This window comes from Fervidobacterium gondwanense DSM 13020, from assembly GCF_900143265.1.
Taxonomy (GTDB): domain Bacteria; phylum Thermotogota; class Thermotogae; order Thermotogales; family Fervidobacteriaceae; genus Fervidobacterium; species Fervidobacterium gondwanense.
In genome coordinates, this window is sequence record NZ_FRDJ01000003.1 from 135,246 (window position 1) to 148,347 (window position 13,102).

General features: G+C 38.6%; 16 protein-coding genes. 15 read left to right on the forward strand and 1 reads right to left on the reverse strand.

The genetic code is table 11. The annotated features are described in order from the left end of the window. Positions 1–28 precede the first annotated feature (28 nt). The 3 genes from BUA11_RS03930 (at position 29) to BUA11_RS03940 (ending at position 3,746) form a co-directional block, all read left to right on the forward strand. Positions 29–1,021 (forward strand): phospholipase C/P1 nuclease family protein, encoded by a 993-nt coding sequence (locus BUA11_RS03930; RefSeq protein ID WP_072758577.1) that lies wholly within the window; start codon positions 29–31, stop codon positions 1,019–1,021. 174 nt (positions 1,022–1,195) lie between these two features. Continuing rightward, positions 1,196–2,473, forward strand: a complete 1,278-nt coding sequence (glyA, locus tag BUA11_RS03935) for a serine hydroxymethyltransferase (protein ID WP_072758579.1) — start codon at positions 1,196–1,198, stop codon at positions 2,471–2,473. A 37-nt stretch (positions 2,474–2,510) separates the two neighbouring features. Beyond that, positions 2,511–3,746 (forward strand): DUF1015 domain-containing protein, encoded by a 1,236-nt coding sequence (locus BUA11_RS03940; RefSeq protein WP_072758581.1) that lies wholly within the window; start codon positions 2,511–2,513, stop codon positions 3,744–3,746. A 26-nt stretch (positions 3,747–3,772) separates the two neighbouring features. Here BUA11_RS03940 and disA read toward each other — a convergent pair whose 3' ends face one another. Further along, positions 3,773–4,843, reverse strand: a complete 1,071-nt coding sequence (gene disA / locus BUA11_RS03945) for a DNA integrity scanning diadenylate cyclase DisA (protein ID WP_072758584.1) — start codon at positions 4,841–4,843, stop codon at positions 3,773–3,775. 144 nt (positions 4,844–4,987) lie between these two features. Here disA and BUA11_RS03950 point away from each other — a divergent pair, with 144 nt between their 5' ends. The 12 genes from BUA11_RS03950 to BUA11_RS04005 all read left to right on the forward strand — a co-directional run bounded on the left by BUA11_RS03950 (position 4,988) and on the right by BUA11_RS04005 (position 13,094). Continuing rightward, positions 4,988–5,917, forward strand: coding sequence for an ROK family protein (locus BUA11_RS03950; protein WP_072758586.1), 930 nt, complete (start codon positions 4,988–4,990; stop codon positions 5,915–5,917). Between the two features lie 38 nt (positions 5,918–5,955). Next, the gene (locus BUA11_RS03955) at positions 5,956–6,393 is read left to right on the forward strand and encodes an OmpH/Skp family outer membrane protein (RefSeq protein ID WP_245789504.1); all 438 of its coding nucleotides are present in this window, start codon (positions 5,956–5,958) and stop codon (positions 6,391–6,393) included. A 24-nt stretch (positions 6,394–6,417) separates the two neighbouring features. Next, positions 6,418–7,146: an LPS export ABC transporter ATP-binding protein gene (lptB, locus tag BUA11_RS03960; RefSeq protein WP_072758587.1), complete on the forward strand. Its 729-nt coding sequence runs from the start codon at positions 6,418–6,420 to the stop codon at positions 7,144–7,146. Between the two features lie 36 nt (positions 7,147–7,182). Then, positions 7,183–7,800 carry a TIGR03936 family radical SAM-associated protein gene (locus BUA11_RS03965; RefSeq protein ID WP_072758589.1) on the forward strand — a complete coding sequence of 206 codons (618 nt, stop codon included), beginning with the start codon at positions 7,183–7,185 and terminating at the stop codon, positions 7,798–7,800. Further along, positions 7,797–8,159, forward strand: a complete 363-nt coding sequence (locus BUA11_RS03970) for a response regulator (RefSeq protein WP_072758591.1) — start codon at positions 7,797–7,799, stop codon at positions 8,157–8,159. The genes BUA11_RS03965 and BUA11_RS03970 overlap by 4 nt, the downstream gene beginning before the upstream one ends. Beyond that, positions 8,152–9,528 carry a PP2C family protein-serine/threonine phosphatase gene (locus BUA11_RS03975; protein ID WP_072758593.1) on the forward strand — a complete coding sequence of 459 codons (1,377 nt, stop codon included), beginning with the start codon at positions 8,152–8,154 and terminating at the stop codon, positions 9,526–9,528. The genes BUA11_RS03970 and BUA11_RS03975 overlap by 8 nt, the downstream gene beginning before the upstream one ends. Before the next feature lie 20 nt (positions 9,529–9,548). Beyond that, entirely contained in the window at positions 9,549–10,106 is a 558-nt protein-coding gene (gene efp / locus BUA11_RS03980) for an elongation factor P (protein ID WP_072758595.1), read from the forward strand. Positions 10,107–10,156: 50 nt separating this feature from the next. Continuing rightward, entirely contained in the window at positions 10,157–10,471 is a 315-nt protein-coding gene (locus BUA11_RS03985; protein ID WP_072758598.1) for an Asp23/Gls24 family envelope stress response protein, read from the forward strand. Positions 10,472–10,507: 36 nt separating this feature from the next. Further along, a complete protein-coding gene (nusB, locus tag BUA11_RS03990; protein ID WP_072758600.1) occupies positions 10,508–10,933 on the forward strand; it encodes a transcription antitermination factor NusB in 426 nt (141 codons plus the stop codon). Between the two features lie 76 nt (positions 10,934–11,009). Further along, entirely contained in the window at positions 11,010–11,531 is a 522-nt protein-coding gene (locus BUA11_RS03995) for a hypothetical protein (protein WP_072758602.1), read from the forward strand. An 11-nt stretch (positions 11,532–11,542) separates the two neighbouring features. Next, complete coding sequence (folP, locus tag BUA11_RS04000; protein WP_072758604.1) at positions 11,543–12,367, forward strand: dihydropteroate synthase; 825 nt, start codon at positions 11,543–11,545, stop codon at positions 12,365–12,367. Positions 12,368–12,380: 13 nt separating this feature from the next. Next, positions 12,381–13,094 carry a pseudouridine synthase gene (locus BUA11_RS04005; protein WP_084634350.1) on the forward strand — a complete coding sequence of 238 codons (714 nt, stop codon included), beginning with the start codon at positions 12,381–12,383 and terminating at the stop codon, positions 13,092–13,094. Positions 13,095–13,102: the final 8 nt, after the last annotated feature.

Here is a 13,102-nt window from a genome sequence, read left to right on the forward strand (position 1 = left end):
TTAAAGGAATGAAAGGTGGTGGGATAGGATGGGAAAGAAGGGTATTTTGGTAGTTTTGTTTCTGACACTTGTTGTTAAAATCTTTGGTTGGAGCGGACATGAGGCATATACTTACTTGGTTGTTAAGTCACTTAATTTTAACATGGATAAGCTAATAGAGATAAAACCATACACATATAACGAATCTCGGGTTTATAATACGAAGTTTTATTACACCGATGATTTTGCAGGTCAAAGGAAGTTTTTCGACCCGCTCGGTGATGGAAAGTTTCCATCAGATCCAGCACCTGTTGATGGAAAACTTCCAGTGTGGCAGATTTTGACAATTTATGCGCAATTTCCGGATTTCGGAATGGATGAAGGACTCAACCTTTCACCACTCCAAGCACTTATAGGCAACAGCCAAGGCGTAAGACACATGAGGTATAAACTCGGAATTATCGAGGCTTTCGAAGGAGATAAGTCTTTTCTTTATTTTGTTAATATGTCACAGGAAGCGTTTTCAAAAAATGATAGCTACTGGGGGTTGAGGTTCTTATCGTACGCTTTGCACTATATGGAAGACTTATTCCAGCCATACCACGAAACACCGGGCAGTTTTTGGGAAGTTTTGATGAGCCTGATGGATAAGAAAACTATGAATTTGCTCAACAATGCGCACTACACGTACGACAATTACCTGTTGTACTTGATTTACTATTCAAAACATAGAGATGAGATACGAAATCTGATTGAAAGTACTCCTGCAATAAGAATCCCATCAAATAACGAATCACTGATGAATGAGGTGATGATGTACGGATATATAAAATTCCCGCTAGTACATAGTGAGTTGAAAAAAGCATTTGAAGGTATCCTTACAGAAAGGATACCAGAAATTGATGATTTCAGACGACTTGAAGAAGAGGGAAAGTTAGAAGGCTTGTACAAGGTGACGAAGGAGATTATAGTAACGATGACTGGAACTATCAAGGCTTTTCTGAACGATTATCTTTCACGGTATTTGGAGTATAAAGAATAAACGTGTTTTATAAATATGTTTCGTCAAACATCCTTGTGAAAAGCGCAAAATCTTTTGAATTTTTGTCCATGCGTGGAGTTTTTCGAACTCCACGTTTTTTTCTTGTTGATATATAATCTTATCGTACAAGCGTAAATTCTTGTAGTTTATTAGCTCAAATTGGGAGGTGTAGCTATGTGGGAAAGCGTTAAGAGGAGCGATCCAGAGATTTATGAGGTTATTTTAAAAGAATGGGAAAGGCAAGAATATGGGCTTGAGCTAATTGCCTCTGAGAATTTTGTGTCTCCAGCTGTCATGGAGGCTATGGGAAGTGTTTTGACAAACAAGTATGCGGAGGGTTATCCAAAGAAAAGATACTACGGTGGTTGTGAATGGGTTGATGTTGCAGAGACACTTGCAAGAGAACGCGCAAAGAAGCTTTTCAACGCCAAGTATGCTAACGTACAGCCACACTCCGGTTCTCAAGCGAATATGGGAGCATATTTTGCGCTTGCAGAACCTGGTTCTGTTTTGATGGGTATGTCTTTAAGTCACGGAGGACACCTTACACACGGTGCAAGTGTTAACTTTTCGGGACAGATATATAAAGTTGTCCAGTACGGAGTGAATCCTCAAACGGAAGTAATTGACTACGATGAAGTCAGGAGATTAGCATTAGAGCACAGACCAAAGATAATCGTAGCGGGTGGAAGTGCTTACTCAAGGATTATCGACTTCAAGAGGTTTAGAGAAATAGCAGATGAAGTTGGTGCTTACCTCGTTGTCGATATGGCACACTTTGCTGGTTTGGTGGCAGCGGGGTTATATCCAAATCCTCTTGAATACGCACATGTTGTGACAAGTACGACACATAAGACATTGAGAGGTCCGCGCGGTGGTTTGATTCTTACAAACGACGAAGAAATCTACAAGGCGATAAATAAAGCGATATTCCCCGGAATACAGGGCGGTCCGCTGATGCACGTTATCGCAGCTAAGGCTGTATGTTTCAAAGAAGCGTTGACTGATGAGTTTAAAGAATATCAAAAACAGATAGTAGCAAACGCAAAAGCTCTTGCAAAAGCCCTTGAAAGTAGGGGGTTGAGAATCGTTTCCGGCGGTACCGATACACACTTGATGCTCGTTGACCTTAACCCGCTCAACGTAACGGGTAAAGCTGCAGAAACAGCACTCGGATATTGCCATATAACAGTCAATAAGAACACGATTCCAAATGAAACAAGGTCACCATTTGTGGCGAGTGGAATAAGACTTGGAACACCGGCACTAACAACCAGGGGAATGAAGGAAGAGCAGATGGAAGAAATTGCCGAGCTCATCGTAACAGTGCTTAAGAACGTTAAGGACGAGGAAGGAAATGTAGACGAAGAAGTTGCGAAGAGAGTTTCCGACCGTGTCATGGAGCTCTGCAAGAAGTTCCCGCTTTATCAAGGCAAGATAGCTGTCGAATAATTCTTAGATAAATAGATACATACTTGGGGGTGATTGGATGGTAGTTAGACCTTTTAAGGCACTAAGACCTACTAAGGAAATGGTCAGTAAAATAGCAGCTAAACCGTACGACGTTGTGACAGAAGAGCAAGCACGCGATGTTGCAAAAAACAACCCGTACACATTCTACAAAGTCTCAAGACCAGAGATAAATTTCGAATATTCAGCCGATACGCATGACCCAGAAGTGTTGAAAACGGGAAGGCAACATCTGGATTGGCTTATAAAAGAAGGTCACATGTTCGAAGATGGTGAGCCCTACATCTACATTTATCAACAACATTGGAGAGACCACGTTCAGACTGGAATTTTCGCAACGTTCTCAGTTGATGAATATATAGAGAACAAGATTAAGAAACACGAACTCACAAGAAAAGATAAAGAAGATGAAAGAGCCTTACACGTCAAAGTAGTAAAGGCTCACACAGGACCTGTATTTTTGATGTACAAATCCAGACCAGAAGTTGATTCATTGATAATGAAACACGCGACCGGTGAACCGGAATACGATTTTACAGATGAATCAGGTGTAAGACATATGGTTTGGGTATTAAGAGATAGAAATGAAATCAATAAGATTGTTGAAGCATTCAAAAGTGTCGATGCGTTCTACATCGCAGATGGACACCACAGGGCTGCTGCCGCTGTCAGGGCTGCGATAGATTTCAGAAATGAGAATCCGAACTACACAGGCGAAGAGGAATTCAATTATTTCTTAGCGGCACTATTTCCACATAGCCAGCTTAAAATACTTGACTATAACAGAGTAGTGAAGGATTTGAACGGCATGAGTGAAGAAGAGTTTTTGAAAAAAGTCGGCGAAGTGTTTGAAATTACAAAGGTTAATGGTACGTACAAACCAGAGAGAAAACACACAGTCGGTATGTACCTATCTGGCAGATGGTACAGACTCGAACCTAAGACTGGAACGTATGATGAAAACGATGTCATCGCTTCACTCGACGTTTCCATACTGCAAAACAATCTCTTAGCTCCGATACTTGGTATTGAAAATCCAAGGACCGATAAGAGAATAGATTTCGTTGGTGGTATTCTTGGCATCGAAGAACTTGTAAGACTCGTAGACAGTGGAAACTTTAAGGTAGCGTTTGCAATGTACCCAACGTCGATAGATGACCTGCTCAAAGTTTCCGATGAAGGAAAGATAATGCCTCCAAAATCCACATGGTTCGAACCAAAACTGAAGAGTGGTATTGTCGTACATTTAATTTAAGAGAACGGCAATTGAAAAGGCGCGTCTTACACGCGCCTTTTCTTTATCTCTCTTAGTCTTTTTACAATTGCTTTTGCACGTTTTGAGCCTATGCCGTCCACTTTTTGAAGCACACTTGCGTTCGTCTTAACCAGTTTATCGATACTGTGGAATGATTTTATGACATTTTGTGAAATGTTCATGGGTATGTGAACTTCGTTCCTTAGAATTCTGTAACCTCGGGGACTTACACGTACTTCTGAAAGTTGCTGGATGTTTGGTACATCGTATCCAAGAGCTTTAGAGACGTTCATTATCTTGTGCTCGGATTTGGTTATTGCTTCCGTTATCTTTGCCGCTTCTTCCTCTGTTACCTCTTTTTTCGAATAATCCATAACTAAAAGTTTTATGATTTCGTCCAGATCGCTCAGTACTTCTCTTAATCTGAGCTGAGCCAATTTTCCCTCGTTTCCAAGTTCTATTATGCTTGTTTGAATATTTGCAGAGATCGTGTTGATCTCAACACCTCTAATCAACAATTCGCATACGAATTCCAACGGTACACGTCCTTCGATCTCAATTTCGTCGAGACGCTCCAAATCCCTGTCAAAAGATTCTCTGAAGCGCTCGAGTGCGTTTATCGTTTGACCAACTTTTGTCAGGACGAAGTTTATATCCTCGAAAACGTGTTTTCTATCTCTGTAATACAATGTGACAACGTTCCGTCTCTTGGAAATTGCGACGACCATTTTGCCAAGTTGCTTGGCAACTCTTTCTGCAGTTCGGTGCCGCGTGCCTGTTTCAGATGTTGGAATGCTCGGATCCGGCACAAGATGAACGTTTGCTGCCAATATCTTCGTCGCGTTTTCATCCATTACTATTGCTCCATCCATTTTTGATAATTCGTATAGTTTTTCCGGTGTAAATGGACAGTCTAGCCTGAAACCTGACTGAAAAACATTGCTGTTTTTCATATCATCTTCATTGATGAAAACAATTAACGCGCCAAGTTGAGCGTGTATTATGTCATCGAGCGCTCTTCGCAGTTTTGTACCAGGTGATAATAGCTTTATTTTCTCGAGGATATCCTGAGTTGTTTGTTCGGTATAGTCAGGCATCTCTACAACTTTCCTCCTGATAAAGAATTTAGAATTTAAATTGTACTTGTTGCTCTATTTCAAATTCTATTATACAATATATACCGAAAGTGTGTTATAATGAATTGAGAATTTTTTCTAATTATTACTAAGGAGGAATCGAAAGTGTACGTAGTTGGTATAGACTTAGGTGGAACCTTTTTTAAGGTTGGGCTTGTGGATACCGAAAGTGGTGAGATTCTCCGAAAAGTTGAATGGGAAACTCGAGTAGCGGAAGGTAAGGAAAAAGTAGTTAAAAGAATGGCTCAGGCAGTTTTAGAGGTTAGCAATGGTGAGGACTATATTGGTGTTGGAATAGGCTCTCCTGGCTCGATTGACCACGATAATGGAATTGTAAGGTTCTCCCCTAATTTCCCTGACTGGATAAATTTCAATCTTGGTGGAACTCTCTCAAAGTTGCTAAATAAGCCTGTTTTTGTTGAGAATGATGCAAACGCATTTGTGCTTGGTGAAAAATGGTTTGGAGCAGGTAAAGGTCATGAACACATAGTAGCCTTGACGTTGGGAACAGGTGTTGGCGGTGGTGTCATTTCACATGGGAAACTCATAACAGGAAAAGATGGAATAGGGACTGAACTTGGTCACGTTATAGTAGAACCCAACGGACCACAGTGTGGTTGTGGAAATTACGGATGTTTGGAAGCTATTGCCTCGGCAACTGCAATAAGGCGAATGGCTCTTGAAGGGCAGAAGAAATTTCCGGAATCCGAGATATTCTCTGCTGAAGAGATAAATGCTAAGGCGGTGTTTGATGCTGCACGTAATGGTGATTTGCTCGGACAGATGATAGCTGAACGTGTTGTAAATGCTCTTGCAATCGGAGTCGCTAATTTTATACATATATTCAACCCAAGTATAGTAGTTATCGGTGGTGGTGTTTCCAGGGCAGGAAACATACTTTTTGCCCCACTTCGCGAAAAGGTTCGACACCTTGTTATGCCTTCCTTCAAAGATACGTATACAATAGTTCAAAGCCCGTTAGTTGAAAATGCTGGAATTCTTGGCGCTGCTTCAATAGTTTTGCAGAATCTGTAATATGATTTGTAATTTAATCACAGCATGGAGGTGCTACTATGATGAAAAGGTACTTTTTGTATGCAGTTGTTCTTTCACTTGTTGTATTAGCAGTTATCGTTGGTACAGCTGCTGATTCAAAGTCTGGTCCAAAACTTGGATACATCGATCCAAACAAGGTTCTTCAGAATTACGATAAGTGGATCACGTTTCAAAAACAGATGCAAGACGAGATTGCGAAGTACCAAGCCGAACTTGATAAGATAAAGGACCAAAACCAAAAACAACAAAAGTATCTTGAATATCAGCAGACAATCAACAATAAGATCGCTCAAACACAAGCACAAATAGAGGCAGAAATACTTAATAAAGTAAAGGAATATGCGGAAGTAATGGGATACGATTTTATCTTCAACAGCACAACTATGGCTTACGGAAGCAGTTCGTACAACATTACAGATGCGTTCATAAAATATCTTAAGACTGCAAAGAAATAAGATTGCAATAAACAAAAACACTGTATGGATGAAAGAGTATTCGATCAGATTTCTTGTGAAGGCATATTCAAAAAGTTTGGTAGAAAAGTAGTGCTTAATAACGTTAATGCTTACGTTAATACTGGAGAAGTTGTAGGCTTGCTCGGTCCAAATGGATCGGGCAAGACTACATTATTTAACATTATACTCGGTGTTGTTGTTCCAACAAAAGGTAGGGTTTATTTCAACGGACAGAATATAACGAATATGCCCATACACAGACGTGCAAGGCTTGGAATTACGTATCTTCAACAAGAGACTTCTGTTTTCAGAGACTTGAAAGTAGAGGACAATGTTAGATTAGTTCTTGAGTTTCAGAAACTAAGAAGAATAGAAAGAGAAGAGATTGTTAAATCAACTTTGGAAGAATTCGGTATTCAAGATTTGAAAAAGCAGTTTGCATTTTCACTCTCAGGAGGAGAAAAAAGAAGACTTGAATTGGCAAGGATGATGGCACTAAGCCCTAAATTTGTTCTCTTGGATGAACCTTTCATAGGTATTGACCCGAAAACTGTAAAGGAAATTCAGAAGATAGTAATTCAGTTAAAAGAAAAAGGCATAGGGGTTATAATCACCGACCATTCGGTTGATGCGTTAAGGCCTATTGTAGATAGGTTATATGTGATTCATAAAGGTGAAGTTTTAGCACAAGGACATCCGGAAGATGTTCTGCAAGATACAATGGTGAAGAAAGTCTATCTTGGAGAAGAATGAGAGAATAAGATATAGCGATAGATTCGGAGGAGTATAATGATTTTACTGTTCAAAAAGAAAGGTTTTCTAAGGTTTCTTTCTGCCATAGAAACTGCAAATTTGATAACACGAACACTTATTAGGTCAGGATTGAAATTGCAATATTCTGAAGGATTCCACCCGAAGCCGAAGATTTCCTTTTTGGATTCAACGCCAACAGGAGTTATAGATTTAGCGCTTTACGTTTCAGTTCAATTGGATGCTGAAAAAACAAGTCATGAAATAAAAAAAGCGCAGATTTTGAAATCAGTGAATGAAGTATCGCCTTTTGGACTTGAATTGGCAGATGTCTTTGATGTTGAAGTCAATTTAAACCGTGTTGTTGATGAATATGAGTACCTTGTGTTTTCAAAAGAAGAAATTAACTTGAAAAAGGAATTTAAAAAACATTCTGGAAAAGTTTTTATACCAAGCGAGTTGTTAAGAGATTTTCATATAGTTTTGAGAAATGGAATTTATGTGTTAAAATATAGAATTGCGAAGGATAACATATTCAATCCGTACTTGTTAAACGGTGTTTTTTTGGTTACAAGAAAAAGGGCATTTGCTAAAGAATTGGATTTGCATAACCTTTTAAATGACTTGGAAGAGAATAGGTGGAGGGACGATTTATGAAAGTACTTGTTGTTGACGATTCAGATGTCCTTAGAAAAATAACGGTTTTTAACCTTAAAAAAATCGGATTTGACGTGGAAGAAGCAATAGATGGAATAGATGGACTTGAAAAGATGAAAACTTGGCAACCAGATGTTGTAATTTTGGACATAATGATGCCAAGAATGGATGGATTTGCTGTCCTCAAAGAGATGAGGAGAGATGAAAACATAAAGAATATTCCTGTCATTGTCTTGACTGCAAAGGGTGGGCAAGATGACGAACAAATTGCCTTATCCTTAGGTGCAAAAAAAGTTCTTACAAAACCATTCAGCCCAACTCAGCTCATTGAAGAAGTGAGGAGTTTGGCGAATGAATGACGAAATTTTTCTGAAACTCTCAAAAGCTGTTACAGATGTTGCACAGCTTGTAGGTTTGGAAATTCTACCCATAAATGATGTAGAAACATTGGTTTTGGAGTGTACTCGTGTTACAGAATATCTTCAAAAATGGATAATTGATCAAAAATCAAATAACGATGCTCTGCAACAACTAATCGATGCACAGCTCGAAGAACTAACGGCAACATACGAGGGACTTTCTGCTCTTTTTGAAATAAATAAGATAATAGCCTCTGTAAACGAGCCTTGGATGATTCTGAGAAATGTCTTAAAACTTTTGAAAAATGCTGTGAACTATTCTGCAGGAGTAATTATACTGAATGTCGATGAAAAATCCTATTACGAATACTTTGGACTTTCAGAAGCAGAGGATTACATTAAAAGAGTTGCCATTGAACATATCGAAGATGAAAATACCTTTTTTGTTGATTATAACAAAGATTCCGGAGGATTTATTGCCGTTCCTCTTTATGCGGAGTTTGGTAGATACGGTATATTACTGATCTCTGGATATGGAACTAAGAAGATTTTTACAGCGGGCGACAAGAAAATCACGGAAGCAGTGGCTCAACAATTACTTACTTCTATTAATAGATATATAATGCTCCAACGTGAAATAGAAAAGCGAAAGCTCGAAGAGCAGCTTCAAATAGCTCGGAATATACAGCAAGGTCTACTACCCAAGTACTTCCCAACGCACGAAAGATTTGATATCAGCGCCCGGAGCGTTCCCGCGATACAGGTTGGTGGGGATTATTACGATGTAATTGAAGCTGATGATGGATCTTTTGTATGTTGCATTGCGGACGTTTCTGGAAAAGGATTACCTGCAGCGCTTATTATGTCATCTTTTAGAAGCATGTTTAGGCTATCGGGAAAGATATCTACTGACTTGAAAAAACTGGCGGCTCAATTTGATAAAATGATTCATGAAGATTTTGAAACTGGTAGGTTTATAACGTCTATAATACTAAGGATAACTTCTGACGGTAACATGGAATACGTCAATGCTGGTCATGATCCGTTATATATACTAAGAGGAAATAGAATAGTAAAGCTTGAATCCACTGGCACTCCGTTCGGCATTCTTGGAGATGGGTGGTACGATGTTGAAAAGTTCAAACTTGAGTATGGAGATATACTGATTGCGTACACAGATGGAGTTGTGGAAGCCAGAAATATCTCCGGTGAAGAATATGGCTTTGAAAGGCTGCAAGAAACGATAATGATGAACAGATATTTGAAGGCTTCTGATATAGTAAAAAGGATCATGGATTCTGTTTTTGAATTTTCTCATGGTGTACCGCAACATGATGATACAACAATATTGGTTGTCAAATATGAATAAAGAGAGTTGGAGGTGTCTGTATGATCGAAGTAGGAGATCTTGAGAAAGGTATGTACATAAAGTATGAAGGTGACATATACCGCGTGATCGATGTCAACAAGCATTTCAGAGCAAGAGGTTCAGGACTGATAAGAACAAAGCTTAAAAGCCTTTCTACCGGACTTGTAAGAGACGCAAATTTCGCAAGTGGTGAAAAAGTTGAGGAAGCAGAACTTTCTTTCAGAAAGGCAGAATACCTTTACAACGATGGAGAGAATTATTACTTCATGGACTTGCAAACTTATGAGCAGTACGCTATTCCTGAGGTAGAGGTTGATGAGGCAAAGAATTATCTAATTGAGAACACTCAGGTCGATCTGGTTATGCACGATGAAAAACCAATAGGAATACAACTTCCAACAACGGTTGTTTTAGAAGTGATAGAGACAGAACCAAATTTCAAAGGCGATACAGTTTCTGGTGGTGGAAAACCTGCAGTTCTCCAAACAGGTCTAAAGATTAGTGTTCCGTTCTTTATAAACGTTGGTGATAAAATAAAAGTGGATACAAGAACTGGCGAGTACATTGAAAGGGCATAAAGAGGGTAAGGCATGGGAAGAAATCTAAGGATATCGAAAGGAGGGAGAAGATGGGGAACATAACAGTATCAGATAATGTTATTGCCGAAATTGCGTACAGGTCAATATGCAGTATATATGGTGTAGAACCAGATAATAAAGAGTTCAAGAAATTTAGAAAAAATATAGACATCGAGAGAACACCTGAGGACAATGTAATCGTTAACATCAAATTGGAAGTTCCGTACGGTGAGAACATTCTTTCTTTCTCTGAAAATATAATGAAAACTGTCACGGAAAATGTTTCGCAGATGACGGACAAAACAGTTGAAGCGGTTAACGTTGTAGTTACTGGTGTTAGCGATAAAGAGTTTTCGAAATCCTAACCGTGAGTAGTGCTGAAATTCAAGGAGTTGAAAAAATTGGTTTCCAAAAGAAGGATACTTCGAGAGTCAGTTTTGAAAGCGCTTTTTCAACTTGACTTTAGACCTGAAGATTTCGATGAAATATTAAGTGACGCATTAAAATCAGTTAAGGATGGAAATATTAAGAAAGATGCAGAAAGATATCTCAAAAATATCCATGAACAGAAAACGAAGATTGATGAAATAATTGAAAAGCATCTTTTAAACTGGAGTTTTGATAGAGTATCGCACATTGCAAGAGGTGTTCTGAGACTTGGCACGTATGAACTGCTATACGAGAATGACATACCAATAGAGGTTACTTTGGACGAAATGGTAGAAATCACGAAAAAGTACGACACAGATGAAAGCGCCAAGTTTATCAACGGGGTCTTGGACAGGATAGCAAAAGAAGAAGCACCTAAGGAAAAATTCAAGCTTTAAATTTATCATTCATTTCTCATATTGTTTGTTGTTTGTTTGAACAACCGTATCTCAAGGGGATTGCGGGGGGTTCTCTTTGAGCTATATCGAGCTGTTGGTTTGTCTAATAATTTCTACCATCATATTTATCAGCGCTTTGGATGGATATAGCCATGTGCTCCAGCACATGGCTTATATATTAAATACGAATATAAGAACCTTAAGAGTATTCCATGTTATCAACTACATCAGGTTCGATTACCATAGACATGCAACTAAACAACCAAATTCAAAATATTCCAAAACTTTATCTACGTCATCTTTTGCATTTGATGAGAAGGTTGAAAATCTTAAACGTGTTCTGTACAAATGTGTTGGACCTTTGGAAGGTAAAACCACGATTTACAGAGATACTTACGACATATACACAAAAAGGCTATTAAATCGGCGAGTTTATACATTGTATGGTGAGTTTTCTTTAGAATTATCAGCCGATAAAAGATATCTCCTCATAAACAATCCGTACTATGGTGTTGCAAAGATACCAATTTCTCTCCCTGATGTGCAGATTGTTAGCATCATAGTAACTAAGGTGAGAGAAAACAATGAAACAAAATAAGGAGTGGTTGTATGTTCAACTACAATGAATTAATGGACGCAAAGAGGACAAGAATAATGGGAATAATAAATGTCACACCTGACTCGTTCTATTCAGGTAGCAGGGTAGATGAGACGAACTTGTTGATTAGAGTTGAGCAAATGATTAAAGATGGGGTTGAAATAATAGATGTCGGAGGCGAGAGCACAAGACCTGGCGCAGAAGCAGTACCTCTTGAAGAAGAGATAAGGCGAACAGTAACGGCTGTAAAGATTATTAGAAAACACTTCGACATACCCATATCTGTGGATACTTATAAATCCGAAGTTGCAAGACTTTCTATCGAAGAAGGTGCTGATATAATCAACGATATCAGCGCTATGAGATTCGATGAAAAAATGGTGGAAGTCGCGTCACACTACAAATGTCCTGTTGTACTCATGCATATGAAAGGCAATCCGAAGACTATGCAAGAGAATCCTGAATACAAAGACGTTGTCGCGGAAATCGTGGAATTTTTCGATGAGCGTATCAGATACGCTAAGGAACATGGAGTGGACAAACTAATACTTGATCCAGGGATTGGGTTTGGCAAAAAGCTGGAACACAACCTTGAAATACTGAAAAGGATTGAAGAGTTTAGGAAGCTTAATTATCCGCTACTCATAGGTGCAAGCCGAAAATCGATGATAGGCATGATTCTGAACTTACCGCCAGAAGAAAGATTAAACGGAACGCTTGCGGTGACAGCCTATTGCGCTATGCATAGTGTTGAAATAGTACGCGTCCATGATGTAAAAGAGAATAAAGAAGTAGTGAAAATCATAGAAGCAATCAAAAGTATTAAAAACTCGTGAAAGAAGGTTCATCATGAAAAGTATTAAAGAATCAATAAGGTTAGATAAGTACCTATCAAACGCAAAGGTGGGAACAAGAAGCGAGGTAAAAAAGTACATAAAAGAAGGAAGAGTTACTGTTAATGGTCGTGTAGTAGATGAACCAGAATTTCACGTGTCACCAAATGATGAGATAACAGTAGATGGTGAATATGTAAATTCTCATAGAAACGTTTATATAATGCTCTTTAAACCATCAGGATTCGTTTCAACGACTTCAGAATATGAACCAAGCGTCCTTAACCTTATTGATCATCCATATGTCGATGAACTGCACATAGCCGGAAGACTTGATAAAGACGTCGAAGGTCTTTTGATCCTGACTAACGATGGTGATTTCACACACAGATTGATATCTCCGAAAAAACACGTTGAGAAAGAATACTATATATATACGAAGCAGCCTTACAAACTAACGGAAGAAGTTAAAAAAGAATTTGAAAAAGGATTAGAAATTGATGGTGAGAAATTTCTGCCAGCAAAGATAGGACAAATCGATGAGAAGACTATTTCAATAACAATTATTGAAGGAAAATACCATCAAATTAAAAAAATGTGCCAGAAGATTGGAATAGAATGGGAAAGAATCATGAGAGTTCGCATAGGTAGACTCACTCTTGGTGGTCTCAAAAAAGGTGAGTGGAGAGAACTTTCAAAGGAAGAGATTGATGAGATTTTTGAGAGATAGAACATAAA